General features: G+C 55.3%; 23 protein-coding genes and 1 pseudogene. 13 read left to right on the top strand and 11 right to left on the bottom strand.

Features of this window, described 5'->3' with window-relative positions:
* Positions 1–24: 24 nt before the first annotated feature.
* The 3 genes and pseudogenes from ABJL60_RS06040 (at position 25) to ABJL60_RS06030 (ending at position 3685) form a co-directional block, all read left to right on the top strand.
* Positions 25–444, top strand: a complete 420-nt coding sequence (locus ABJL60_RS06040) for a DUF2254 family protein (protein WP_348375339.1) — start codon at positions 25–27, stop codon at positions 442–444.
* Positions 405–1016: pseudogene (locus ABJL60_RS06035) on the top strand (DUF2254 family protein). The gene ABJL60_RS06040 and the pseudogene ABJL60_RS06035 overlap by 40 nt, the downstream one beginning before the upstream one ends.
* Positions 1017–1249: 233 nt before the next feature.
* The gene (locus tag ABJL60_RS06030; protein WP_348375338.1) at positions 1250–3685 is read left to right on the top strand and encodes an FAD-dependent oxidoreductase; all 2436 of its coding nucleotides are present in this window, start codon (positions 1250–1252) and stop codon (positions 3683–3685) included.
* 40 nt (positions 3686–3725) lie between these two features.
* Here the strand turns inward: ABJL60_RS06030 and ABJL60_RS06025 are convergent, their stop codons facing one another.
* Together ABJL60_RS06025 and ABJL60_RS06020 are read right to left on the bottom strand one after the other, a co-directional pair.
* Positions 3726–4742: a hypothetical protein gene (locus ABJL60_RS06025; RefSeq protein WP_348375336.1), complete on the bottom strand. Its 1017-nt coding sequence runs from the start codon at positions 4740–4742 to the stop codon at positions 3726–3728.
* 80 nt (positions 4743–4822) lie between these two features.
* On the bottom strand, positions 4823–6076 hold the full coding sequence (locus ABJL60_RS06020) for an HlyC/CorC family transporter (protein ID WP_348286000.1): 1254 nt from the start codon (positions 6074–6076) through the stop codon (positions 4823–4825).
* 195 nt (positions 6077–6271) lie between these two features.
* Here ABJL60_RS06020 and ABJL60_RS06015 point away from each other — a divergent pair, with 195 nt between their 5' ends.
* A complete protein-coding gene (locus ABJL60_RS06015; RefSeq protein ID WP_348375334.1) occupies positions 6272–7075 on the top strand; it encodes a metallophosphoesterase family protein in 804 nt (267 codons plus the stop codon).
* On the opposite strand, the gene ABJL60_RS06010 is transcribed toward ABJL60_RS06015, so the two are convergent.
* The 3 genes from ABJL60_RS06010 to ABJL60_RS06000 are packed head-to-tail and all read right to left on the bottom strand — an operon-like array spanning position 7027 to position 9690.
* Complete coding sequence (locus ABJL60_RS06010; protein ID WP_348375332.1) at positions 7027–7995, bottom strand: site-specific tyrosine recombinase XerD; 969 nt, start codon at positions 7993–7995, stop codon at positions 7027–7029. The genes ABJL60_RS06015 and ABJL60_RS06010 overlap by 49 nt on opposite strands.
* Positions 7992–9551 carry a hypothetical protein gene (locus tag ABJL60_RS06005; RefSeq protein WP_348375330.1) on the bottom strand — a complete coding sequence of 520 codons (1560 nt, stop codon included), beginning with the start codon at positions 9549–9551 and terminating at the stop codon, positions 7992–7994. Before ABJL60_RS06005 ends, ABJL60_RS06010 begins: the two co-directional genes overlap by 4 nt.
* A complete protein-coding gene (locus ABJL60_RS06000) occupies positions 9541–9690 on the bottom strand; it encodes a hypothetical protein (protein ID WP_348285929.1) in 150 nt (49 codons plus the stop codon). The genes ABJL60_RS06005 and ABJL60_RS06000 overlap by 11 nt, the downstream gene beginning before the upstream one ends.
* Positions 9691–9772: 82 nt before the next feature.
* Here ABJL60_RS06000 and ABJL60_RS05995 point away from each other — a divergent pair, with 82 nt between their 5' ends.
* Both ABJL60_RS05995 and aroB read left to right on the top strand, forming a co-directional pair.
* Positions 9773–10375, top strand: a complete 603-nt coding sequence (locus tag ABJL60_RS05995) for a shikimate kinase (RefSeq protein ID WP_348285930.1) — start codon at positions 9773–9775, stop codon at positions 10373–10375.
* Positions 10375–11484, top strand: a complete 1110-nt coding sequence (aroB, locus tag ABJL60_RS05990; RefSeq protein ID WP_348375328.1) for a 3-dehydroquinate synthase — start codon at positions 10375–10377, stop codon at positions 11482–11484. The genes ABJL60_RS05995 and aroB overlap by 1 nt, the downstream gene beginning before the upstream one ends.
* 92 nt (positions 11485–11576) lie before the next feature.
* On the opposite strand, the gene ssb is transcribed toward aroB, so the two are convergent.
* Positions 11577–12083: a single-stranded DNA-binding protein gene (ssb, locus tag ABJL60_RS05985; protein ID WP_348375327.1), complete on the bottom strand. Its 507-nt coding sequence runs from the start codon at positions 12081–12083 to the stop codon at positions 11577–11579.
* A gap of 185 nt (positions 12084–12268) precedes the next feature.
* On the opposite strand from ssb, the gene ABJL60_RS05980 reads away from it, so the two are divergent.
* Both ABJL60_RS05980 and ABJL60_RS05975 read left to right on the top strand, forming a co-directional pair.
* Positions 12269–12853 carry a lytic transglycosylase domain-containing protein gene (locus tag ABJL60_RS05980; RefSeq protein ID WP_348285933.1) on the top strand — a complete coding sequence of 195 codons (585 nt, stop codon included), beginning with the start codon at positions 12269–12271 and terminating at the stop codon, positions 12851–12853.
* A gap of 102 nt (positions 12854–12955) precedes the next feature.
* Positions 12956–13411 (top strand): hypothetical protein, encoded by a 456-nt coding sequence (locus tag ABJL60_RS05975; RefSeq protein WP_348285934.1) that lies wholly within the window; start codon positions 12956–12958, stop codon positions 13409–13411.
* Positions 13412–13474: 63 nt separating this feature from the next.
* Here ABJL60_RS05975 and ABJL60_RS05970 read toward each other — a convergent pair whose 3' ends face one another.
* From ABJL60_RS05970 to miaA, 5 genes are all read right to left on the bottom strand, one after another.
* The gene (locus ABJL60_RS05970) at positions 13475–15562 is read right to left on the bottom strand and encodes an ABC transporter ATP-binding protein (protein WP_348375325.1); all 2088 of its coding nucleotides are present in this window, start codon (positions 15560–15562) and stop codon (positions 13475–13477) included.
* A 94-nt stretch (positions 15563–15656) separates the two neighbouring features.
* Positions 15657–17123 (bottom strand): ABC transporter permease, encoded by a 1467-nt coding sequence (locus tag ABJL60_RS05965; RefSeq protein ID WP_348375323.1) that lies wholly within the window; start codon positions 17121–17123, stop codon positions 15657–15659.
* A gap of 13 nt (positions 17124–17136) precedes the next feature.
* The gene (locus ABJL60_RS05960) at positions 17137–18234 is read right to left on the bottom strand and encodes an ABC transporter permease (RefSeq protein WP_108828372.1); all 1098 of its coding nucleotides are present in this window, start codon (positions 18232–18234) and stop codon (positions 17137–17139) included.
* A 309-nt stretch (positions 18235–18543) separates the two neighbouring features.
* Positions 18544–19317: an AraC family transcriptional regulator gene (locus ABJL60_RS05955; protein WP_348375321.1), complete on the bottom strand. Its 774-nt coding sequence runs from the start codon at positions 19315–19317 to the stop codon at positions 18544–18546.
* Positions 19318–19392: 75 nt separating this feature from the next.
* The gene (gene miaA, locus ABJL60_RS05950) at positions 19393–20280 is read right to left on the bottom strand and encodes a tRNA (adenosine(37)-N6)-dimethylallyltransferase MiaA (protein ID WP_348375319.1); all 888 of its coding nucleotides are present in this window, start codon (positions 20278–20280) and stop codon (positions 19393–19395) included.
* Positions 20281–20380: 100 nt separating this feature from the next.
* Here miaA and pyrH point away from each other — a divergent pair, with 100 nt between their 5' ends.
* From pyrH to dxr, 5 genes are all read left to right on the top strand, one after another.
* On the top strand, positions 20381–21106 hold the full coding sequence (pyrH, locus tag ABJL60_RS05945; RefSeq protein ID WP_348285939.1) for a UMP kinase: 726 nt from the start codon (positions 20381–20383) through the stop codon (positions 21104–21106).
* 145 nt (positions 21107–21251) lie between these two features.
* A complete protein-coding gene (frr, locus tag ABJL60_RS05940) occupies positions 21252–21815 on the top strand; it encodes a ribosome recycling factor (protein WP_348285940.1) in 564 nt (187 codons plus the stop codon).
* Positions 21816–21875: 60 nt separating this feature from the next.
* Positions 21876–22607, top strand: coding sequence for a polyprenyl diphosphate synthase (gene uppS, locus ABJL60_RS05935; protein ID WP_348286001.1), 732 nt, complete (start codon positions 21876–21878; stop codon positions 22605–22607).
* Positions 22604–23398 carry a phosphatidate cytidylyltransferase gene (locus ABJL60_RS05930; RefSeq protein WP_348375317.1) on the top strand — a complete coding sequence of 265 codons (795 nt, stop codon included), beginning with the start codon at positions 22604–22606 and terminating at the stop codon, positions 23396–23398. Before uppS ends, ABJL60_RS05930 begins: the two co-directional genes overlap by 4 nt.
* Positions 23398–24570 (top strand): 1-deoxy-D-xylulose-5-phosphate reductoisomerase, encoded by a 1173-nt coding sequence (gene dxr, locus ABJL60_RS05925; protein ID WP_348375315.1) that lies wholly within the window; start codon positions 23398–23400, stop codon positions 24568–24570. Before ABJL60_RS05930 ends, dxr begins: the two co-directional genes overlap by 1 nt.
* Positions 24571–24574: the final 4 nt, after the last annotated feature.

Here is a 24574-nt window from a genome sequence, read left to right as displayed (position 1 = left end):
AAGGGCATACAGGTGTTAAGAGACATGAACAGGCTGAATTCCATCACACACGTCCTGAAAGAATACCTGCGCAAGCTATGGACCCGGGTCTTGATCGTTGGTCTTTTGTCACTGGTCGCCTTGGGCATCGCCACATTGACTGAAAGCATTTTGCCGGAAGGGGGCAATGGCCGTTTGCAAGGGGCTGTCGTTGACAGGCTGTTGCAGATCATTGCCAACGCCATGCTTGCTGTCACCGTGTTTTCACTGACCGTTATGGTGACAGTGCATCGCAATACGTCGTCCCAATTCACGCCGGGTGCGCATTTGCTGATCATGGAAGGTTCCGTGACACCAAACACGCTTGCGGCGTTTATCGGCACCTATGTTACGCGCTTGTCACAATTTTTCTGCGTGAAACCGGCGTGTTTGGCGATGAAAAGGCAATGGTGCTGTTCTGGATGACGGCTTTGGTGCTGTGTTTTGTCGTATGGTCACTGGTGCATTGGGTTCTGCATGTGCAGACGTTTGGCAGTTTGCTGGACACCACACGCCACGTCGAAGACGTGACCCGTACACGGTTCCTCGAAGGTCTGGACCGCCCCTGTCTAGGGGCCAATCCTTTGACGCAGGACGTGCCGCAAGTGGCCGTTGCACTTACTGCGGACCAAAGCGGGTTTCTGCGCGGCATTGTGCCCGAAATCATGCAAAACCGGTCGCAAGATCACGATGTTCTGGTGTAAGTGACGGCCCGTTTGGGTGACTTCGTGTTCTTGAACGCCCCACTGGCATGGGTTGACGACGAAGTGGTCGGCGAAATGGCCGGCGAAATGGCCGGCGAAATGAACGCCGACTTGGCTCAAGATTTGCGGGCCTACATCAAGGTGGGGGATGTGCGAAGTTTTGACCAAGCCCCCAGACTGGGCATGGTCGCGATGAGCGAAATAGGCACCAAGGCCTTGTCGCCAGGCAACAACGATCCGGGAGCCGCAATCGCCGGAATTCGACCGCCTTCATGTGCCTCCGATGGATCCTGATTTGTTGTTACAAGACGCGTCGCAAAAGAGTTGTTTGAACGGGCCGAGACGCAGATGACGCATCCCCCGGACCTGGACTGGTTGAAACAGGCGGCGCACAGGGGCGTGCTGTAGGCCAACTTCTTTTTCGTGCAATTTGCTTGCCAGCGACGTGACATGTCGCAACTGCGCTACTGTGCCAATGCCACCCGGCGCAAGTTGGGCGAAAGTTAAGCAAACCTAAGGCTCGTTTCATGCGCACTCATGCACAGGCAGTTGTTATCGGGGGCGGCGTGATTGGCTGTTCTATCTTGTACCACCTCACAAAACTTGGGTGGACAGATGTCGTTCTTATCGAGCGCGACGAACTTACGTCAGGATCAACGTGGCACGCAGCCGCCAATATTCACGGTCTGCATGACAGCACAAACATCAGCCGTATTCAGCACTACACCATGGGGCTTTACAAAGAACTGGAACAGGAAACAGGGCAGGGATGCGGTGTCTTCCAGCCCGGATCGCTTTATCTGGCACAAACCGAGGCGCGTGAGCATCAGCTGCGTTTGCAAGCAGCCAAGGCCAAATTGTATGGCATGAACTTTCATGAAGTTGACCGCGCAGAGGCCGAACGCCTGCATCCTTTGGTCGACTATGATGGCATCCGTTGCATTATGTGGGAACCTGATGGCGGCAATGTGGATCCATCAGGGGTGACGCAGGCCTATGCAACAGGGGCGCGTCAGAACGGGGCCGAGATTATGCGCTTTAACCCGGTCCTCGCCACCGAAGCACAGCCCGATGGCACATGGATTGTCGAAACCGAAAAGGGCGATATCCGGACCCCTTGGGTGATCAACGCCGCAGGGCTATGGGGGCGTGAAGTCGCGGCGCTGGCGGGTATAGAATTGCCGCTGCAACCCACAGAACACCAGTACTTTGTCACTGAAACCATTCCCGAAATCGACGCGATGGATCGGCGGTTGCCTTCGGTTGCGGACCGAGACGGTGAATACTATCTGCGCCAAGAGGGGCAAGGATTGTTGGTGGGCGCCTATGAAAAGGACATGCGTTTTTGGGCGGAAGGCGGGACGCCGCTGGATTTTGCCCACGACCTTTTCGATGATGATCTGGAACGTATCGAAGACAACATGATGCGCGCCATCGAACGTGTTCCGGTCGTTGGAACCGCTGGAATCAAGCGCGTTATCAACGGTCCGATGATCTGGTCGCCGGATTCCAATGTCTTGCTGGGGCCAGTGCCCGAGAAAAAAGGGTACTTCTGCTGCAACGGCATCATTCCGGGCTTTTCGCAGTCGGGGGGCATGGGGTTGATGGTGGCCCAATGGATCATCGAAGGCGAAATGCAATACGATATGTTTCCATGGGATATGGCGCGTTTCGGGGCGTGGGCCACGCAAGGGGCGGCAGGCAAGACCTTTACCAAAGAACGTGTGCGCGACCAGTACGCCAACCGTTTCAAAATCCACTTCCCCAATGAAGAACGTAGTGCAGGCCGCGCTGTGCGCACGCGTCCTGTTCATGATTTGCAGCTGGAAATGGGCGCGGTTATGGGGCTGAACTATGGGTGGGAACACCCGTTATGGTATGCCGACACGCCGGGGGCTTCGGACACTGACGGGTTCACGCGCCAAAACTGGTGGGACCCAGTTGGCGCGGAATGCAAAATGTTGCGAGAGCGTGCTGGCATCATCGACATCTCGAACTTCGCCAAATACCGGTGCAAGGGGCCGGACGCGGAAACGTGGTTGAACGCGGTTTTTGCCAATGTGATGCCGAAAGCGGTTGGACGGTCTTGTCTGACACCGTTGATCGGGGTGCGGGGTGGAATTGCGGGCGATTTCACCGTCACGCGACTGGCCGAAGACGAATTCTGGATCATCGGATCGGGTATGGCGGAACGCTATCACGCACGTTTCTTCAATGCAGTGCCGTGCCCGGAAGGCACGGTGTTTGAAAGCCTCACGGACAGTGTTTGCGGGTTCAATGTGGCCGGACCAGACAGTCGTAAACTGTTGCAAAGGTTGACCAATGCATCGCTAAAGACAGAAGATTTTCCATTCATGCGTTCGCAACGCATTGAACTTGCCGGTGTTGATGTCTTGGCGCTGCGTGTCTCTTTTACTGGTGATCTGGGATGGGAATTGCACTGCGCCGAGGCTGACCAACTGCGCCTTTACACGGCGCTGCTAGATGCGGGTAAAGCCTTTGACGCGGGACCTGTGGGCGGGCGGGCATTGATGTCTTTGCGCGTTGAAAAAGGGTACGGATCATGGGGACGCGAGTATTCGCCAGAATATTGGCCACAAGAGGTCGGTTTGGACCGGTTGTGCAAGATGAACAAGGAATTTCTAAACAAAGCAGCCGTCTCTGATGTGTTGAAAAACGAGATGCGCGAACGGCTGGTCTTGTTGCATCTGGATGGGGCTATGACCGACGCATCAAACGCCGATGCCTCTGGTGGAGAGCCGATTTTCAAAGACGGGCAAGGGGTCGGGCGTGTGACGTCTGGTGCATATGGGTATTCTGTCGGGATGAGCTTGGCCTTGGGCTACGTCAAAGGCGTGGAAAACGGCGACATGGTCGATGTTATGGTGCTTGGACTGCCACACAAAGCACGCGTTCTAGCGGAACCGCCGTTTGATCCCAAAGGTCAAAAACTGCGCGCCTAACGTCTTTTGGGTCGTATGCGTCGTCGTATGCATCGTACGTCTACGCATCAGAAACCGGATCGGAAATATATCCTTTGCCAAAGCGGTACCGTCTCGCCGGATCAGCGTTTCTACCGGTTCTGTCGGGTTTTGGTGGGGTCAAAGAGGCGTCTAAAGCGGCTTTGACCTGGATTTTTTCCAACGGTTCCTTAAACAACAGAGCGACGCGAGACACCGCCTGATCAATCGTTTTCGCGGCCATCTCTTGGCCCGCAATTGTTATGTCGCAAAACATCCCTGCTTCAAGACCCTCGATTGCTGCTGCGTCTTCGTCATTGTCCGGTTCAAATTGCGCCCCATTGATCCCGATAAGCAATACGTGTCCCGAAACGTCTTGTGCAGCTACACTCAGCTTTGCGGGGATTTTACAATAATGCCGCATCAAGCGTCCGGATGTTTTCAAAATCAGTGCATAATGCAAACCGGTGACACAAAAGACGCACAACCCCCACAACCCAATCAAAAGCTGACCCCAGCTTTGGTCTGACTGAGAGGGTAGGTTTGTCGTGCCAAGACCAACACCTAGCGTCGCGTGATCGCTGTCTGACGCAATGGTCGGCATGTCGTCTGGAAACAGGTCTTCCAATGTTTCCGCATCGGCGTCATGGCACAAGGTCTGATAGGTGCGAAAAGCGGCGCTGCGGGTTGTTATGAATGCTTCGGACTGTACATAGGCTTGTGCTTTCGCGGGACCTCTTGAAGCCGCCAACTGATTGATAAATTGCATGTTTTGCAAAAAGACAGTGACCGCAGTCCGCGCATTGCTATGGTCTGCATCATCAAGTCGCGCTGTTGTTACATCCAGTGCCAATGCCCCAAGCACTGCGTTGGATTGCGTAAAAACCTCTGCCGGATCACCGTCGGTGTCTGCCATTTGTAGCGACAATTGCAAAAGTGTTCCAAATTCAGGGATGACATCACAATGGGCGCGCAGCGCACTGGGCCAGCTTAGCACCAGTGCCAGTATCGGCAGCAGTGACGCTGCGGTCGCAAGTGTTTTACGGATCAAGCTGCGCATTCAAATCCCGTTATCGAATAGGGTTTGTTAGCGCGGATGCGTAAATATCACCCTAATTCGTCAAATGGTCGCTTGCAGCATCAATGCACCAACGGACGAATTCGCAAGCCCGTGATCCTGTTGCCCTCGCGGGCTATGACTTCGAAACGGAATCCGTGGAATGAAAACACCTGACCGGCGGTGGGGATCATTTGTGCCTCGTGGATCACCAGCCCTGCGACGGTGTTGGCTTCGTCATCGGGCAGGTTCCATTCCGTTGCCCGGTTCAAATCGCGGATTGTCATTGCCCCATCCACCATGAACTGGCCATCTTCGCCCGTCACAACCGGATGGTCGCCGTCGGGGTCGAATTCATCGGTAATTTCGCCCACGATTTCTTCCAGAATGTCTTCCAGCGTGATGAGCCCCTGCAAACTGCCATATTCATCGACAACCAACGCAAAATGGGTGTGTTTGCGCAAAAACTGACGCATCTGATCGTCCAGCGTGGTGGTTTCGGGGACAAAGTATGGCTCCATCGCGACGTCCACCACATCGAAGCTTTTCAGGGCAGTGGCGTCGCCATCGGGGCCACCAATAATCTTGTACATCGCGCGCAGCAGGTCTTTGGCGTGGATCACGCCAATGATGTTTTCTGAATCATCTTTGAACACGGGCAAGCGCGTGTGATTGGATTGTAAACACTGTTCCAGAATGGCTTCGGGGCCGTCGTCGATATTGACCATCTCGATGTCAGAGCGGTGCAACATGATTTCCTCCACCACCCGGTCGCCCAAATCCAAGGCACCCAAGATGCGGTCCCGGTCCTCTTTTTCCACAACGCCTTCGGAATGGCCCAATTGCAAGGCGCCGGCGATTTCTTCGCGCACTGCCAGAATGTTGCTGTCGGGGTCAATTTTCACACCAAATACGCCCAACACGCCACGCACAAAAAACCGCACGGCCGCCACGATAGGCGAAAAGATGAACACGATCAGCGCGATGGGCGCCGAAACGAAAGACGCGGCTTTTTCGGAATTCGTGATGGCGTATGTCTTTGGCAAAACTTCGGCAAAAACCAAAACCAACGCTGTCATAACCAATGTCGCCAAAGCGACGCCACTTTCGCCAAAGGCGCGTGTGAAGATGGCCGTGGCCAGCGAAGTCGCCAGAATGTTGACGATGTTGTTGCCTAATAAAACGGAGCCGATCAAGCGTTCATTGTCTTCGGTGATCCGCAAAGCCCTTGCGGCCCCCCGCGATCCTTTGTCTGCCTGCGATCGCAACTTCCCGCGTGACGCCGCAGTCAAGGCCGTTTCAGATCCGGAAAAGAACCCTGACATCACCAGCAGCATCAAAATCACCGCGCATGTCACCCAAAAGGCCGCATCCAATGCTGATGCCGCCCCCAACGTTTGGGCGGCTTCAAGCGAATTTGCGACTTGGATTGTGGTAGAAGGTTCGTCCATTTTAACGTGTATCCTATAGTTGATTTGGTTATGGGGTGGCAAAGCGGCGCAATCAAGGCCCGCACGACAAAGGATTGCGGCATGCGACATCATCACCTCGGCACACTTGACGGTTCTGTTTTGGTTTTTGGTGGCCCGTATTCAAATGCCCACGCGACGCTTGCTTTGTTTGAAGAAGCTGCAAAGCGCAAAATCAAACCGACCCATCTGATTTGCACAGGCGATACTGTGGCGTATTGCGGTGACCCTGCTTCGACCGTGGACATGGTGCGTCAGGCGGGATGTTCTGTGGTGGCTGGAAATTGTGAAATCCAGTTGGCCAAAGGCGAAGCCGATTGCGGATGCGGCTTTGAAGAAGGCACGGCCTGCGATATTGCATCTTTGTCATGGTTTTCTTTTGCAAAAGAACAACTGAGCCAAAAAGACATTGATTGGATGGCAGGCCTTCCTGATGTCATCACCTTTGATCATCAGGGGGAACGCTATGCGGTGCTGCATGGCGCCGCCACGGACGTGGCACGCTTCATCTGGCGTGTGTCGCCCATGGAAGAATTTGAACAGGAATGGGCAGCTTTGACCGCTAAGATAGGGCGCGTAAACCATGTGATTGCGGGGCATTCGGGGCTGCAGTTCATCAAAGAGACGCCGTTTGGACGCTGGATCAACGCCGGTGTGATCGGCATGCCAGCCCATGACGGGCGGTCATATACGCACTTTATGGTGCTGGAAAAAGGCGCGGTGCAAATGCGCCGTCTGCCCTATGACGTCAAGGGCGCACAAGGGGATATGGAAAACGCAGGTCTTAGGCAGGGGTATGATATTGCCTTGGAAACGGGCTATTGGCCATCGGAAGACGTTTTGCCACCTGCTTTGCGCCGCCGCTGAACCGCTGTGGCAAGCGGGTGATGATCCAACACCAATTCGGTCAGACGCGCATCCAGAACATGGGTGTAAATTTCTGTCGTTGCCACATCGGCATGCCCCAACATCGCCTGGATCGACCGTAAATCGGCCCCTCCCGCCAACAGATGTGTCGCAAAAGCATGGCGCAACGTATGTGGCGTAACTTTGGAGGGTGTCACACCGCCAGCCACGGCCAATTCCTTGATCAAAAGGTAGAACCGGTGGCGCGTCAGATGCCCGTCTTTGCCACGCGAAGGGAACAGGAATTTTGACGGCGCAGCACCTTTGGCTTTTGCCGCGTCATCAGCCGCATCCCGAAATGGCAACCACTCTGCCAAGGCCGCGCGGGCAGGGGGTGATAAGGGCACAATGCGCTCTTTTCCGCCTTTGCCCAAAATCAGCAAAACGCGGGGATCACCGCGCGCTGCGGTCACAGGTAGGCTGACCAGTTCAGTCACCCGCATGCCCGTGGCATAAAGCAGTTCCATCAAGCAGGTGTTGCGCAATGTGTCGCGACCCATTGACCGGGCGGCAGCCAGCAACCTGTCGACTTCTGCCTCATCGAGGGTTTTGGGCAAACGCTTGTCCAGACCGGGACCGGACACCTGAATGGCGGGGTTGGTTGTCCGCCAGCTTTCTTCAAACGCAAAGCGGTAGATTTGCTTGATGGACGACAAACGCCGTGCGCGGGTGGCTTTGGCAAGCCCTTGGGCGTCGCAGTGCACCAGGTATTGTTCAACGTGATCCTGAGTGGCGGTGTCAAAGCTGGTCTTGCGTGCCGTCAGCCATTCGGCAAAGTCCTTCAGGTCGCGGCCATATGCCAACAAAGTGTTGTTTGCGGCCCCCAGTTCTGCGGCCTGTGCGTCAAGAAAGGTGGAAATCCAGCGATCTGTATCGTTCATGACGCAGGCCCCAGAATAAGCAACTCCAAGGCCACGCGGCGACTGGTGTCTTCCAGACCTAGCGCACGTAGATTGCGCAAGCCTTCGGTCAGTTGGGTCAGATCGCCTTCCGCGCCTGCTTGGACCTGTTCCAGAATATCTATCAGCACAGCCCCCAATGACCGGGTCCGAGTGTTCAGTGCAATTTGAAATTTATCTGCCAATTCCCCAGTGGAAAATGCGTGTTCAATCGCAAGTTCCAAGTCGGTATTGCCTTTGGGCGGTGTGCCTTTTGCAAGGCCGGCCAAAAACGCAAAAGCGGGATCGCCTGCGACTGCTGCGGCCTCATAGTCGGGAGACATCATAGCCATTTTAAACGCTATGTCTTTGGCAGGACCTTCCAGGCCAAAGCCCACAACCTGAGGTGCAAAAAGTGTGGAAAACGGCGCAGCAAGGCCCGCGGATTTCATTTTTTGCCACGCCAATGGCAGCGTTTTGCCAATGGCTTGGGGGCTTTTGGTGCGAATTGCGGTTTCCAGACGTTGGACGGCAGCGACCCTGTCCCAAATGCCGCCAGAGGCTGCGGGCCTGCGTGTGGAATAGACGCCAAGCAAACGATTGGCAGGTAAGGCCCCGACGGTGGCCAAACGCTCTGCGGCGTCCAGTTGGGCTTTCCATCCTGTCACGTCACGCAAGTCAGCATGGGCATAGGCGCGTGGCCATGTTTTTGTGCTGATTGGCTGGCCAAGTGCCTCGTAGACCCGAAACATCAATGCATTCGGATCGGCCAAACGGGGCAAAGGTGCGGCACCCTCGAAAAGGTCTGGGTCCAGAAAACGCTCTAATGCATTGGACTGGGGTTCAGGCAAAACACCCAAAGCCCGTGAGGTGCCAAGCAACAACGCGGCCGTTGACCAATCGCCAGCGCGCGCAGTGCAAAAAATCCGTGCCGCATAGCCGGGGGCCAGTTGTGGCGCTTTTAGCAATGCAGCACAGGCCGTTTCTTCCGTATCATTCAAAAGGCTCAGATCAATGAAGCGCGAAAACAACTGCGCGTCTTGTTCGGGTCCAACCTGTTGGATCAGGGCAAATGCAGGGTCAACTGCACCCAAAGCGATCAGCGCGTCAATTCTGGCCAATTGGAACGCTTCTGATTTGCCTTTGGGTGGCGCGGTTTCAGCCAACAAAACTGTATAGAACAAGGATTGCGCGCTTGGTAGGTGTTGCGCGGTTAACGTGCCCAATTTACGGGTCAGGCTTTGCGCGTCCGAATGGGTCCACAAACTGTCGGGCAGTCCAGTCACGTCAGACGGAACCAATCCGATGATACGCGGCCCTTGTCCGTCCAAGGGGGCCACCGTGACCTGCGCCACCGATCCGCTTGTCGCAACATCGGGCTCATCCGGCAGCAACGCTGCAGGTTGGGGCAGCGGTTGGGACGTGGGCTGCGTATCAAGCCAATCAATCACAGACAGCGGTTGGCCTTGCGGTGTGTCTTGGGCAAAGGCGAGGCTTTGCGCCAGAACAGTCGCCAAAACCGCAAACGATGCTGATAAAATGACTGCTTTAGTCTGCATTCAACACCACAGGTGCACGCACTTCTTCTTGCGGAGCAGAAAAATCGGCACCGAAGAAGGGGCCGACATATGCATAGCCTACCAAGCCGATAAACCCGAAAAAGCACAGGTAAATCAGAAGCTTGATTAATTTGAACATGGGGGTGCCTGCCTTTTTTGATGTCGTCTTTTGATCAACTTATATATGGCCTTTTTCACAATATCACGTCATTCACGTCAACATGAGTAAAATTGAGCAATCCATGGCCGATAAGGCACCCACCCAAGCCGGCCCACAGGCCACATTTCGATTAAAAAAGACTGTGGTGATGGTGGGAATGATGGGGGCTGGCAAAACGGCTGTCGGGCGGGCTGTTGCCCAAAAGCTGGATGTTGCGTTTCTGGACAGCGATGCGGAAATCGAAGCTGCGGCCAATATGACTGTGCCCGAGATCTTCAGCCGCGATGGTGAGCCGTTCTTTCGGACAAAGGAAACCCAGGTGATTACGCGCCTTCTGGACGCGACGCCATGTATTCTGTCGACCGGCGGGGGGGCGTTTTTGGGGGCGCAAAACCGTGAAGCCATCAGTGCACGCGGTGTGTCGGTGTGGCTCAAGGCCGATCTGGATTTGCTGTGGAACAGGGTGCGCCACAAAGACACGCGCCCCTTACTGCAAACCGATGATCCCAAAGCCACATTGGCGGCGCTGTTTCAGGCGCGTGTGCCAGTGTACCGGATGGCGGATGTCATGGTGCCATCAGACCACGGTGTGGCGATTGATGCTATGGCCGATCGTGTCATAGAGGCCATATTGGCCCGCAGCGATGTTCTGGAGAAAACCTAATGCGCGAAACCGTTCATGTTGATCTGCCCGGGCGGGCCTACGACATTCTAATCGGAACCGGACTGCTGCAAGAGGCAGGCACACTGATCGCGCCGCTTTTGCACAGGCCGCGTGTTGTGGTCGTGACCGATGATACGGTTGGGGCGTTGCATCTGGACACGTTGCGCCAAGGACTGGCCGCAGAGGGCATAGCTATGGCGGCGCTGTCTTTGCCACCGGGGGAAGCGACCAAAAACTGGACCAATGTCATCAAAACTGTGGAATGGATGCTGGACGAAAAAGTCGAACGGCGCGACGTGGTGGTGGCGTTGGGCGGTGGTGTTATTGGGGACCTTGTGGGGTTCGCGGCCGCAATTTTGCGACGTGGGGTGCGGTTTGTACAAATTCCCACGTCCTTGTTGGCTCAAGTCGACAGCTCTGTCGGGGGCAAAACCGGCATCAACACCCGTCACGGAAAGAACTTGGTCGGGGCCTTCCATCAACCCAGTCTGGTTCTTGCAGACATTGAGGTATTGGGCACTTTGCAGCCACGCGATTTTCTTGCGGGGTGTGGTGAGGTCGTGAAATACGGGCTTTTGGGGGACGCTGCGTTCTTTGACTGGCTTGAAAGCCACGGACCGGACATGGCGGCCGGAGATGTTGCGGCGCGTGCCTATGCTGTGAAGCGCTCGGTGCAGATGAAAGCCGAAATCGTGATGCGCGATGAGACCGAACAAGGGGACCGGGCCCTTTTGAACCTTGGACACACGTTTTGTCATGCGCTCGAAGCGGCCACCGGCTATTCGGATCGGCTGCTGCACGGCGAAGGGGTGGCGATTGGGTGTGCGCTTGCGTTTGAAACATCGTCGCGGATGGGGCTGTGTGCCCAGGAAGATCCAAGCCGCTTGCGGGCCCACCTAAAAGCTATGGGCATGAAAACAGATCTCAAGGACATTGAAGGGGATCTGCCAGACGCAACTGCACTTTTGGCCTTGATGGGGCAGGATAAAAAAGTCGTGGACGGCCAATTGCGCTTTATTATGGCGCGCGGCATCGGTGAGGCGTTTGTCACGTCTGATGTGCCGGAAGGCGTTGTGCTGGATGTTCTGGGCGCCGCGCTGAAAGGATAGCGCGGCCTAAACCTGCTTTTGATACGTGCCTCAGTCTAAGGCAGAGGTCGTAAGGTGCACCTTGGTGCACCCCACATTTAATCCTTATAGATTTAGAACGGAATTTCGTCGTCCAGATCACGGGACGGGGCAGGGGACGATTGGCCGCCGCCATATCCGCCGTTGTTGTTGGATTGGCCGGAATCGTAGCCCATAGAACCACCGCCGCCACCACCATAGTTGCCGCCGCCGCCGCCACTGTTGTCGTTGCGCCCGTCAAGCATTGTCAGGTTGCCGCCAAGCCCCTGCAACACAACTTCTGTGGTGTACCGGTCCTGACCGGATTGGTCTTGCCACTTACGGGTTTGCAATTTGCCTTCGATGTATACTTTGGACCCTTTGCGCAGATATTGTTCTGCGACGCGTACAAGCCCTTCCTGAAAGATCGCAACAGACGTCCATTCAGTTTTTTCGCGACGTTCGCCTGTGTTCTTGTCTTTCCACGTCTCGGATGTGGCAATGCGCAGATTGCACACTTTGCCGCCATTTTGGAAACTGCGCACTTCAGGGTCCGCACCCAAGTTGCCAATTAGGATCACTTTGTTCACAGAGCCAGCCATGGCATCCCCCTTGAAAGCTGTTTTGTCCGAATCCCGGACCATTGTTTGACAGGCTTATATCGCCCTTGCCCCTCTTGTTAAATTGCTAACGCAGATCGTGATGGGAAATCTGGCAGGTAATACTGGTCTCATGGTTAAAAATCCCTATATTGCCGCGAAGGCAGGTGTCGTGGAGACGAAACGGTATGCGCATAGGTGTAGTGGTTATTGTGGCGGCGGCCTTCATTGGCGACATGGCTGTTGCCGAGACATTCTCATCCAAAAACCGCAAAAAGCTGTTTTCGTCTCAGACAAAAGTGCTCGATAGCCGCGCCTCCAAACAGTATTCGAATTCGATCCGTTTGCAGCCCCCGAAGGTGAACACCCCCACCAAATGGAACAAGGGCCAAAAGTTCAAAGGCAAATACAAAGGCGTGTATCTGGCGATGGCGCGTGACGCCGCGCGACGCAACGGTGTGCCCGAAGACTTGTTCTTGCGACTGGTACAACAAGAAAGCAATTGGAACCCGAATGCAAAGTCACACGCCGGGGCGTATGGGCTGGCACAACTGATGCCCGGCACAGCCCGCGTGTTACGTGTAAACCCCCGCGACCCATACGAGAATCTGGATGGTGGGGCGCGTTACCTGCAACAGCAATACCGTGAATTCGGTTCTTGGCGCTTGGCATTGGCCGCCTATAACGCAGGCCCGGGGGCGGTGAAAAAATATGGTGGCGTGCCACCGTTCCGCGAGACACGGAACTACGTCAAGATCATCTGGGGCAGTTGATGATTGCGGGGCAAATCATTGTCATGCTTTTGTCCGTCCTCAATCCAATTGCTGCCATGATTGTGCCGTAGCCTTCATCCAAAGTCACAAAAGGATGTACGCATGGCCGTCAGCACCACTTCATTCTCGGACCGCCTTGGACGGATCGAACGCAGCACTCCGCAGCTTTATGCAGGCGATGATGCGCCGCAATCCTTCAAGCCCGACAATCTGGTGTGCAACACAGCCAAAAAGGGCGCCTTCTACTATGCGGTGATTTTGTTCGGATTAATTGTCGGGGCAGGCGTCGGGTACGCATTTCGTACAGTTGTGGGCTTTGACATCTTCGTAACACAGCCGCCGTTGCTGATATTGGCCATCGTCAAAGCAGATCCTCAAATGCTGGGGCTGACATTGGCTGTGGTCGGCGGGGCGGTGATAACGCTGTTGTGCCAGATTTTTGGCAATACCAAAGCCCGCGCCTTGCAGTTTTGGACCGGCTACATGCTGGGTATGGTCTTGATCAACCTGCAAGCGTTCTACTTCGTGTACCTGACGTATTTCGCGGCCACCGCATGACACAGACCTAAGGGCGGCAGGCGGGCCAAAGACTGGCCCACCCCATGTTTGTGCATTTAGTCGCTACTGTGCCGCGATTTTGATAACAGGTTCCATTTGCGCCAGCTTTTCATCGCTTAGGTGACACTTCACCTGATGCCCGTCTGCCAAATGACGCACGGGGGGGATGTCTTTTTCACACAGCCCGCCAGGAACTTCCGATTTCCAGCGGCACCGTGTTTGGAAGGGGCAACCGGGGGGCGGGTTCATGGCAGAGGGAATGTCGCCTTCCAATACGATGTGTTGTTTTTCCACCGAGGTGTCCGCGATTGGAACCGCGGAAAGCAAAGCTTCGGTATAGGGGTGATAGGGCGGTGCAAAGACCTGATCCGTAGACCCCAGTTCAACAACATGCCCCAAATACATCACCATCACGCGGTCGCTCAAATAGCGCACGATAGACAAGTCGTGGCTGATAAACAAAAGGGTGGTTTTCTGTTCGCGCTGGATTTCCATCAACAGATCGGTAACCGCCGCCTGCACCGACACATCCAATGCGGACACAGGTTCGTCTGCCACAACGATGCGCGCATCACCGGCAAAGGCACGTGCGATGCCCACGCGTTGCTTTTGGCCCCCCGACAACTGGCGTGGCATGCGGTCGGCAAATTCGCGGGGCAGTTTTACCAGATCCAGCAGTTCCAACATCCGCGAGCGGCGGTCCGCTTCGCTGTTGCCGATTTTGAAAATTTCCAAAGCGCGAATAATCTGGCGTCCCACGGTCATCGACGGGTTCAACGTATCAAACGGGTTTTGGAACACCATCTGAACATCCGCCACAGTTTTTGTGTTGCGGGCCTCGATCGGGGTGTCCTGAATTTGGGTGCCATTCATTGTGATGGTGCCTTCAGTGGCTGTTTCCAACCCCATCAGCACCTTCGCAAATGTCGATTTCCCACAACCGGATTCGCCAACGATGGCAAGCGTTTCGGATTCTCTCGCTTCAAAGCTGAGGCTCTCATTCGCCTTGACCACTTTGGTTTCGCCACCGCCGAACATGGCATTGGCAGCAACTTCGTAATACTTCTTCAGCTTGTCCATCGACAAAACGACTTCGCCAACTTCGCCTTTTGTTTTGGTCTCAGCCAATGTCAGCGGCGCGTCCCAATCGATTTCCTTGAATTTCAGGCATCGTGATGCGTGACGGTCGTCGCCCGCCACCTCAGCCATCCGGACACGGGTATCCTCGTTGCAGCGCCCGTCTTCGAAATAGTCACAGCGCGGGCCAAAGTTGCAGCCCGGAGGGCGTTCGTGGGGCAGGGGAAAGTTGCCCGGAATTGCCACCAAAGGCCGCGCGTTTTTGTCAGCGCCAGGCAGGGGGATCGACCGGAACAAGGCTTGGGTGTAGGGGTGCTGCATCTTGTCAAAGACGTCTTCGATGCTGCCGGTCTCGACGGCTTCGCCTGAATACATCACGCAGATGCGGTCACAGGTTTCCAGAACCAGACCAAGGTTGTGGCTGATGAACAGCATGGATGTGCCGTATTTCTTGCCAAGGTCTTTGACCAATTCAACAACGGCGGCTTCGACGGTCACATCAAGGGCCGTTGTCGGTTCATCTAGGATCAGCAACGAAGGCTCTGACATCAAGGCCATCGCAATCACGATGCGTTGTTGTTGACCGCCGGACAATTGATGCGGAAAGCTGTTCAGGATGCGGGCAGGGTCAGGCAGTTTCACATCTGTGACGACCTGTAATGCACGCTCATAAGCATCCTTTTCAGACATGCCCTGATGGATCATGGGAACTTCCATCAACTGTTTGCCGATCCGCATGGCGGGGTTCAAAGAGGCCATAGGTTCCTGATAGATCATCGCAATCTCAGAGCCGCGAATGTCACGCAGCTCCTCCATGGTCATTTGACCCAGATCCTGACCTTTGAATTTGATGGACCCGCCAACAACGCGGCCGTTTTTACCCAAATCCTGCATGACACCCAAGGCGACTGTGGACTTGCCGCATCCGGATTCTCCGACAAGACCTACGGCCTCACCGGGCTGGACAGTCACGGAAAAATCCATCACGGCAGGAATTTCACGCAAGCGCGTAAAAAACGATATCGACAGCTGGTCAATTTCAAGAATTGGACCGTCATAATCTAGTTTTGTCATCATCTTCTCCAAGCTGGATGAAACTTTGATCCTGTTTCATCTCGCCAAATAAACCTCGGGGGTCCGGGGGCTGGCCCCCGGTCCGTCCTCTCAATCAGTCCTTCAGGCTTTCTTCACGCAAACCATCTGCCAACAAGTTCAGCCCCAGAACCAACGACAACAAAGCAAGGGCAGGGGCCATGGCAACATGGGGATAAAGCGCCAGAAGGCGACGACCCGAGTTGATGGTTGTGCCCCAGTCAGGGCTTTCCGATTCCAGACCAAGGCCAAAGAAACCAAGGGTGCCCAACAGGATGGTGGTGTAGCCGATGCGCAGGCAAAAATCGACGATCAGAGGACCACGGGCATTGGGCAGGATTTCCCAAAGCATAATGTACCACGGGCCTTCACCGCGGGTCTGGGCCGCGGCCACGTAATCGCGTGTTTTGATATCCAGCGCCAAGCCGCGCACGATCCGGAACACGGTGATAGAGTTCACAAAGACAACAGATACAAACACCACCAGAATTTCGGGGGGCATCGGGATCCAGTCCAGTGCAGCTGGCAACCCTGGGATTGTGTAGCGTTCGTTGGTCACAAAAGTGCCCTCGTTCGAGATCAGCGACAGATAGGCCCATGCCATGATGCCCAGAACCACAATCAACAACGGTGTGCGGATTTTCGGTTGGGTGTAATAGCGTGAGTTCAACAAAACACCGAAGAAGATCAACGGGAAGATGAACAACACGCCGGCCATATAACTTGGAATGCCTGTGGCACGAATTTCCGGAGTGACAAGCAGATAGAACAGCAAGATGACCGGAAAGGCGAGGATCAGGTTGGCCAAAAAGGACAAGACCGTATCCAGACGACCACCGTAATAGCCTGCAGGCAATCCAAGGGTGATACCCACCATAAAGGCAAACAATGTGGCGATGGGCGCGATGTAGACCACGATCCAAGCGCCTTCAAACAAGCGGCTGAACACGTCGCGGGCCAGATTGTCCCCGCCCAGCAAAAACCACTGGTAGTCGGCGTCCTCTGCGCCCCGCAGCGGTGTCCCGGGCAACTTGTTCTTCATGCCCGAAGACTGCGACAGCGTGTCATGGGTGACCAGCATGTCAAAGACACCGGCCATTACACCCGCGATCACCCAGAACATGACAAGGCCAAAGCCGATCATGCCAACGGTGCTGTCAAACAGTTTGCCGTAAAGTCCCAGCTTGCGTTTGAATTTGATGGATACGGCAAAAAGCACGATCAAAGCGATCCAAACCGGCAACAATTGCCGCGACATGCCGCCGACGATGCCCGCATCGGGGCCCATCAAAGCCCCGCCAATGATATAAAGCACCACCAGCACGATGACAGCCAGCAGCAGCATCCGCACCCCGGTGCCAATCGTCCCCATAAGACCTGCGTTCTGGGTCAATGTGCCGTCTGCATTCACAGTCGGGGTGCTTGCAGCCACAAAGAACGACATTACGATTTGAATAAGGATGCCGACCAGCAGCAAAGCGGCCACCAGCACCAATGGATAGTTCAGAAGGCTCAGGCCTCCGGTCCACGTTAATGGGTCCATAATCAGGTTCCCCTTATGAAATGCGGATACGTGGGTTCAAGAACACATAGCCGATGTCGGAAATCAGCTGTGTGATCAAAACCACGATCACGGAGACGACGGAAACCGCCAGAAGAAGTTCAATGTCATTGTTGGCAGCGGCCTGCACCAGCAGCCAGCCAAATCCCTTGTAGTTGAACAAGGTTTCGACGATGACAACACCGTTCAAAAGCCACGGCACCTGCAACATGATCACAGTAAAGGGCGCGATCAGGGCGTTGCGCAGGGCGTGTTTCATAACGATCTTGGGAAAGCTCACACCTTTCAGACGCGCGGTGCGTATGTATTGCGCGGTCATGACTTCTGTCATGGATGCGCGCGTCATTCGGGCGATATATCCCATGCCGTACAGTGCGATGGTCATAACAGGCAGGAAGAAGTTCCAGAATGTTGCGTCTGTCACAGCCTTTGTGGCCGATCCCAAAAACAGGGTTTTGCCGTCTATCCAGCCCCATTCCACAAGCAGTGGCGATATACCGTTTTTGGAAGACGCCAAAAGGGCGATAAAGATCACCCCGGACACATATTCGGGCGTCGCGGTGGTTGCGATCGAAAAAGTCGACAGTGACCGGTCCAGTTTGGACCCTTCACGCATGCCGGCCAGAACCCCCACAATCAACGCCATTGGCACCATAACCAGAAAAACAACCCCCATCAGCTTGCCAGTGGCCGCCAATCTGACACCCACGATGCCCGCGACATCGTCTTTAAAGACCGTGGAAAACCCCCAATCGCCTTGCAGAACGCCGCAAAACGTCGGGCGTTCGTCTTCCGGTGTGGTGCTGATAAAGCAGCGCCCCGTCACCGTAACTGTCCCGTCGCTTTCTGTCTTTTCAGACACCCAGCCCGGCACAACGCCCAGCCATCTTCCGAATTTGACTGGCATAGGGTCCAGGTAACCGCGTGGCTCCAGATAGGATGCGACTTCTTCCTCTGACATGCGGAAGTTGCCTTGGGTTTTGGCCAGTTTTTCAAGGTTTGGATAAAGATTTGTCAGAAAGAACACGATGAATGTCAGGCAAAGTGCCGTCAAAATCATCACGCCCAGACGTCTGAGGATGAATAGTCCCATGTGTGCCCCTGTTGGTAGGCTGTTTGCGCAGTTTTTACTGCTTTTATGACCGGCGACCTGTTTGGTTCTGCTCGGATGACTCTGAAATAGTGTGGATCGTGCGTCTGTCTGTTGCCCCCCGGCCGTTCGGTATCTGCGATTTACAGCCTATTTTTCAGGCACTGCAGCCAAACGAGTTAGTAATTTTCCCTATCAGGCAACAGAACTGTGCCAAGGTCAACGCTGGGAAAAGTCATTTGGTCGATATTTTGCGATATTTAACTATTTCAAAAACGACGCATCCACCGCAGGTTATGTCAAAGCCTTCAGTTAACGCAAACTGGAAGGGGGGCTTCCTGTGTGGTGCTGAATGAACCGTGTGAAGTAAGCTGGGCTGCCAAAATGTAGCTGTTGCGAAATGGTTTTGGCGGTTGCGTCCGTGTCATGCAAAGCGCAGAGCGCCTTATGCAAAATGGATTGCGTTAGGATGTCGGCGGCCGTGCGCCCTGTTGCGGCCTTGCAGGCGCGTGTCAGATGCGTCGGCGTCACGCCAAGGGTCTCGGCATGCTCGGCCATCGTGTGCAAGCTGGCATCTGGCGCAGACACCAAAGTGCAAAACCGTGCCGCCAGCCGCGCTGCTGCTTTTTCTTTTGGCACGTCGTTTTCAGGCAACGCCAGCTGGCGGCACAACCACACCGAAATCAGCCCCATATGGGCCGCCAAGGCATCCTCAAAGAAAGGCTTTTGCGACGTTGCTTCGCGTTGTGCCGCTTCAAACAAGCCGGTCAATTCCGAAATCGCTGACACGTCCCGGATGCGCAGCTGACGGGGTGTTTCGGGAAGCCCATCGGCCAGTGATAGTGGACAGGTCGCGACCAATCCAATGGATTGACGCCCCATTTCCAACGACACCAAGGAAAAGGCAGGGACGTAAATCAGATTATGGGCTCCGACACCGCGCCGCGTCCCCCCAAGCATCAAAACCCCCTGTCCCCGTGTGATCCAAAAGAGCTGCGGGTAGGGCTGCGCATGTGGCAGGGTCACACGCCAGTCTTGTCCCGATGTCAAAGCGCCTAATGTTGTGATTTGGACTGTGTTGGTCATGCTAAAATCATGACATGTCCGAAAAATGAATGCAATCGCGGAAACGGAAACACAAAATCGGAATAATAGTCCCTTTTATGAAAGCGTGGATGGATCTACATGGATCCAGTTTCGCATCTTTGATCTGAACCACGTGCGTTGGCGTTTCGCATATTGGCGGGTCGAGACGATGGCGCGGGCCTTCGCCTCTTTCAACGTGATCTCGCCCTGATGGTGGGCCATAAGTTCTGGCACACCGATCGCACGACAGGCGGGAAGCGCAGGATCAAAGCGGTCTTGCATCGCTGCAATCTCGGTCAGGGCGCCGTCGTCGACCATCATATCGAAGCGTCGGGCGATGCGGTCGTTCAACCAGTCCTTTTGGGCATCCATCACAATGCACGCAGCTTTGGCTTCGTCCAGAAGGGGCGGTGGCGTCGCTTTGTGCCATTCCGATAGTGACCGTCCGGTGCTGCGTTGCACCTCCCATGCGCGCTGCACCCGCATGCGGTTGTGCTGATCCAGCTTGGCCTTTGTGGCATTATCAATTTGCGTCAATAGCACATCCAACGCAAGGTCATCCGCTTCATGGCGTATCTCTGGTGGTGTTTGGGGGATGTTTGCCAAGCCTTGCGTCAAAGCCTTAAAGTTCAATCCCGTGCCACCCACGATGATAGGGCGCACCGCCGCGCCAAGATAGGGTGCGACATCGCGCAGCCAATGCCCGACCGAATAGGGCGCATCATAGGGCACGTATTGATACAGAGCGTGTGGGGCTTGGTCGACTTCAGCGGGGGACGGGCAGGCGGTTATGACGCGCCAACAATCATAAACCTGACTTGCGTCGGCATTCACAACCACACCGCCCCCGGTTTCGGCAATTGCCAAAGCCAAAGCTGATTTACCCGACGCTGTTGGTCCGGCAATCAAAACCGGTTGCTCAGGTGGCAGGTCGTTGAGGGTGAATTTGCCCGCGATGGTCATGCCGCTGTCATTTCTTTGCCTATCCTTGTGTGGCATGCATTGAACTTGCCGTTCTTTTCCGACATTTTACGCCCAAACAAAATAGCCCACGGAGCGCATAATGTCTGATGAACCCAAAACGTCATTTAACAGGGTCATGTTGAAGATTTCGGGGGAGGCATTGATGGGGGGCGGCAATTTTGGCCTTAACCCACCCACTGTTGAACGGATTGCGGCCGAGGTAAAGACTGTTCACGACATGGGCGTCGAGATTTGCATGGTTATCGGCGGCGGCAATATCTTTCGCGGGCTTCAAGGGTCTGCGCAGGGGATGGAACGCACAACGGCTGACTATATGGGCATGTTGGCCACTGTGATGAACGCGCTGGCGATGCAATCCGCCTTGGAAGGTTTGGGCATCCACACGCGGGTTATTTCAGCGATCACAATGAACGAAGTGGCGGAACCCTATATTCGCCGTCGTGCGGTGCGCCACCTTGAAAAGAAACGTGTGTGCATTTTTGCGGCCGGTACGGGCAACCCGTATTTCACAACCGATACAGCCGCGACGCTTCGGGCCAATGAAATGTCTTGCGAGGCGATCTTCAAAGGCACCAAAGTGGACGGCGTCTACGACAAAGACCCCGCAAAACACGATGATGCCGTGCGATACGACAGCGTCAGCTATGATGATGTGTTGGCCAAACGTCTGGCGGTTATGGACGCGTCGGCGATTGCCTTGGCACGCGACAACAACCTGCCAATCATCGTCTTTTCACTGGATGAGCCGGGCGGGTTCAAAGGTATTCTGGCAGGCGAAGGCACATATACCAAAGTGCACGGCTAACAGGGCGTCGCTTTCGGGTTGCGCTGACAGCTGTGCAGCCTCTGCACATAAACTGCGCGAAAGCCCACTGGCATTTTGCTATCTGCTTGATCTATACTTTGAAAAAAGCCCGAATGGGGCACTGATTAAATACGGGGAATTCCTGATGTCTGAAGACTTTATGCTGGACACCGACGATCTGACGCGTCGGATGGACGGGGCGATTGCGGCTTTGAAAACGGAATTCGCGTCATTGCGCACGGGCCGCGCGTCGGCGTCGATGCTGGAACCGGTGATGGTGGAAGCTTACGGGCAACGCACCCCGATCAATCAGGTTGGCACCGTCAACGTGCCGGAACCGCGGATGGTGACAATCAATGTTTGGGACAAATCCATGGTCAACGCCGTGGAAAAGGCCATTCGTGAAAGCGGATTGGGCATCAACCCGCAACTTAACGGCACAATCATCATGTTGCCCATCCCCGAGCTGAACGAAGAGCGCCGCACCCAACTGACGAAGGTGGCCGGACAATATGCCGAAGGTGCGCGGGTTTCGATCCGCAACTTGCGTCGTGATGGTATGGACCAGATCAAGAAAGCCAAAGCAGACGGGATGTCGGAAGATGACCAGAAGCTGTGGGAAGGCGAGGTTCAGGACATGACGGATAAGTTCATCAAACTGATCGATGACACGCTGGAAACCAAACAAGCTGAGATCATGCAGGTCTAACGCGCCGCCACATAATATTGCGTGGCCAGACAACGGGCCGCTTCGCAGGTTAGCTACAGGATTTCTCGCATCACCCAGGACACGCAAAAATCTGGTCCACGTCATGTCGCCATCATCATGGACGGCAATGGGCGGTGGGCCACTCAGCGCGGGCGGCCACGGCTGTTCGGGCACCACGCAGGTGCCAAACGCGTGCGCGAAGTTGTGCAAAGTTGCCCTGATGTCGGGGTCGACTATTTGACCATCTTTGCGTTTTCCACCGAAAACTGGAAACGCACGCAAGTCGAAGTGGCCGGACTGATGAGCCTGTTTCGCCGCTACATCACCAAAGAGGCCCGCGCATTGGACCAGTTCGGCGCACGTGTACGGTTCATCGGTGACCGAATGCGTCTGGATGCCAAGTTGATCAAATTGATGGACGACCTCGAGGAAATGACGTCCTCAAACACGGCAGTGAACCTGACCATCGCTTTGAACTATGGTGGCCGCGATGAAGTGGCCCGCGCCACAAAGCGTCTGGCCCGCGATGTAGCGCAAGGGCGGTTAAGTCCGGACGATGTGGATGAAGAAACGCTGCCAAGGTACTTGGATACTTACGTTTTACCCGATCCTGATCTGGTCATTCGCACCAGTGGCGAAGCGCGCATTTCGAACTTTTTGCTTTGGCAATCGGCTTATGCGGAATATGAATTTATCGACACGCTGTGGCCGGATTTCACAGCTGAGGAATTTGCGTCGCTCTGTGCATCCTACGGCGGGCGTGACAGGCGTTTTGGGGCGGTGAAAACATGACTGAAAAATCTGACAAATGGTCTGACCTGGCTGCGCGTGCCGGCTCTGCGGCGGCAATGGTGGTTGTGGGTGTTTGGGGCATGTGGGTTGGCGGTCACGTCTTTCATGTGATGGTGTCGCTGATTTGCGGATTGATGATCTGGGAACTGGTTCGGATGATCGCGCCAGCGTCCGGTTCATTGGCAATTCAGCTTGGCGGCATCAGTGCGCTGGCGTTGATATTGGCGATTTATCTGCCGACTGGCTTTGCCTTGCCGCTGTTGCTTGCCCCAGCTTTGGTGGGGTTTGGGCAGTTGGACAAGAACCGCACAATCTACATGAGCTTTGCAGTCATGGTGCTGCTGGCGGGTTTTGGCATGATGTCGGTGCGCGATGATCTGGACCTTACGTGGTTGCTATGGCTGGTTTGCGTTGTCGTGGCCACAGACGTTGTGGGTTATTTTGCGGGACGTATGATTGGCGGCCCGAAATTCTGGCCCAAGGTCAGCCCGAAAAAGACGTGGTCCGGCACCGGCTTTGGCTGGGTCGCGGCTGCTGTCGTGGGCTGGGTGTTCGCGTTACAAACAGGTGCGAATCTGGAATTGATCGGCATCTCGATCGCTATTTCCATGGCCTCACAGATGGGCGACATCGCTGAAAGCGCCATTAAACGTGCAATGGATGTCAAAGACAGCTCCAATCTGATCCCTGGCCATGGCGGCGTGTTGGACCGGTTTGACGGGATGTTGGGCGCATCTGTGTTTTTGCTGATCATAAGCCAGATTGTGGGCTTTCCGCCCGGGTTGGCCTGATGCGCCGCGTCAGCATCTTCGGGGCCACCGGATCAATCGGGCAAAACACCATTGATTTGATCGCCCGCGACCCTGACGCTTATGATGTCGTGGCCTTAACGGGCGCGCGCAACATTGAACAACTTGCCAAAGATGCCCGCCGCCTGAATGCAGATGTGGCGGTGACAGCGGATGACACACAGCTGGACCACTTGCGCGATTTGCTTGCGGGATCAGGTGTCGACGCCGCAGCCGGGCAGGCGGCTTTGCATGAGGCGGCACAACGCCCTGTGGACTGGTTCATGTCGGCCATCGTGGGCGCCGCGGGCTTGGCCCCAAGCCTGAACGCTTTGCAACAGGGCGCGACTTTGGCCTTGGCCAATAAGGAATCGCTGGTCTGTGCGGGGTCTTTGATGCTGGCCACAGCCCAAAGCCACAACGCCCGTATCCTGCCTGTAGACAGCGAACATTCGGCCGTGTTTCAGGGGCTTGTGGGCGAGGATATGGACGCGGTGGAACGTGTGATCATCACCGCCAGCGGTGGTGCGTTTCGGGATTGGCCCATAGAAAAGTTGAAGGACGCGACGCTGGCGCAGGCCTCATCGCACCCCAATTGGGACATGGGGCAGCGGATCACCATTGATTCCGCGTCCATGTTCAACAAGGCGATGGAGTTGATCGAAACCAAAGAATATTTTGGTGTCGCCCCGTCCCGGATCGAAGTGCTGGTGCATCCTGAATCAATGATCCACGCCCTTGTCGGTTTTCACGATGGCGCGTTGATGGCGCACGTCGGCCCCCCCGATATGCGCCACGCCATCGGGTATGCGCTGCACTGGCCTGAGCGCAAACCCTTACCTGTTGAACGTCTTGATCTTGCACAAATTGGCGCTTTGACGTTTCGCGCCCCCGATACTGTGCGCTGGCCCGCGTTGCGTTTGGCCCGCGAAGTGATGGAACGGGGCGCTTTGTCGGGGGCCGTTTTCAATGCGGCCAAAGAAACGGCACTGGACGGATTTATCGACGGTCACCTGAAATTTACGGCAATGGCAGATGTCGTAGATGCGGTTTTGACCCGGATGGACGGACACGGGGGCCATATTGATGACAAGATGACCCTTGATAACGTGGCCCATGTGGACCATTTGGCACGGATAGCGGCACGGGCCGAAATTAAAAAAAGAGCAGGGTAGGCGC

Source organism: Ascidiaceihabitans sp., assembly GCF_039986515.1.
Classification (GTDB): domain Bacteria; phylum Pseudomonadota; class Alphaproteobacteria; order Rhodobacterales; family Rhodobacteraceae; genus Ascidiaceihabitans.
The sequence above is the reverse complement of the archived record's forward strand: the minus strand, read 5'-3'. Positions and strand labels throughout refer to the sequence as shown.

Excerpts from the sequence above, each read along its gene's own strand:
- pyrH (WP_348285939.1), top strand. The coding sequence starts at position 20,381 with ATGTCTGATGAACCCAAAACGTCATTTAACAGGGTCATGTTGAAGATT.
- ABJL60_RS05980 (WP_348285933.1), top strand. The coding sequence starts at position 12,269 with ATGCGCATAGGTGTAGTGGTTATTGTGGCGGCGGCCTTCATTGGCGAC.
- miaA (WP_348375319.1), bottom strand. The coding sequence starts at position 20,280 with ATGACCATCGCGGGCAAATTCACCCTCAACGACCTGCCACCTGAGCAA.
- dxr (WP_348375315.1), top strand. The coding sequence starts at position 23,398 with ATGCGCCGCGTCAGCATCTTCGGGGCCACCGGATCAATCGGGCAAAAC.
- ABJL60_RS06010 (WP_348375332.1), bottom strand. The coding sequence starts at position 7,995 with ATGAACGATACAGATCGCTGGATTTCCACCTTTCTTGACGCACAGGCC.
- ABJL60_RS05965 (WP_348375323.1), bottom strand. The coding sequence starts at position 17,123 with ATGGACCCATTAACGTGGACCGGAGGCCTGAGCCTTCTGAACTATCCA.
- ABJL60_RS06040 (WP_348375339.1), top strand. The coding sequence starts at position 25 with ATGAACAGGCTGAATTCCATCACACACGTCCTGAAAGAATACCTGCGC.
- ABJL60_RS05970 (WP_348375325.1), bottom strand. The coding sequence starts at position 15,562 with ATGACAAAACTAGATTATGACGGTCCAATTCTTGAAATTGACCAGCTG.
- ABJL60_RS06020 (WP_348286000.1), bottom strand. The coding sequence starts at position 6,076 with ATGCTGCTGGTGATGTCAGGGTTCTTTTCCGGATCTGAAACGGCCTTG.
- aroB (WP_348375328.1), top strand. The coding sequence starts at position 10,375 with ATGCGCGAAACCGTTCATGTTGATCTGCCCGGGCGGGCCTACGACATT.
- ABJL60_RS06025 (WP_348375336.1), bottom strand. The coding sequence starts at position 4,742 with ATGCGCAGCTTGATCCGTAAAACACTTGCGACCGCAGCGTCACTGCTG.
- ssb (WP_348375327.1), bottom strand. The coding sequence starts at position 12,083 with ATGGCTGGCTCTGTGAACAAAGTGATCCTAATTGGCAACTTGGGTGCG.
- ABJL60_RS05960 (WP_108828372.1), bottom strand. The coding sequence starts at position 18,234 with ATGGGACTATTCATCCTCAGACGTCTGGGCGTGATGATTTTGACGGCA.
- ABJL60_RS06015 (WP_348375334.1), top strand. The coding sequence starts at position 6,272 with ATGCGACATCATCACCTCGGCACACTTGACGGTTCTGTTTTGGTTTTT.
- ABJL60_RS05975 (WP_348285934.1), top strand. The coding sequence starts at position 12,956 with ATGGCCGTCAGCACCACTTCATTCTCGGACCGCCTTGGACGGATCGAA.
- ABJL60_RS06000 (WP_348285929.1), bottom strand. The coding sequence starts at position 9,690 with ATGTTCAAATTAATCAAGCTTCTGATTTACCTGTGCTTTTTCGGGTTT.
- ABJL60_RS06030 (WP_348375338.1), top strand. The coding sequence starts at position 1,250 with ATGCGCACTCATGCACAGGCAGTTGTTATCGGGGGCGGCGTGATTGGC.
- ABJL60_RS05955 (WP_348375321.1), bottom strand. The coding sequence starts at position 19,317 with ATGACCAACACAGTCCAAATCACAACATTAGGCGCTTTGACATCGGGA.
- ABJL60_RS06005 (WP_348375330.1), bottom strand. The coding sequence starts at position 9,551 with ATGCAGACTAAAGCAGTCATTTTATCAGCATCGTTTGCGGTTTTGGCG.
- ABJL60_RS05995 (WP_348285930.1), top strand. The coding sequence starts at position 9,773 with ATGAGTAAAATTGAGCAATCCATGGCCGATAAGGCACCCACCCAAGCC.
- frr (WP_348285940.1), top strand. The coding sequence starts at position 21,252 with ATGTCTGAAGACTTTATGCTGGACACCGACGATCTGACGCGTCGGATG.
- ABJL60_RS05930 (WP_348375317.1), top strand. The coding sequence starts at position 22,604 with ATGACTGAAAAATCTGACAAATGGTCTGACCTGGCTGCGCGTGCCGGC.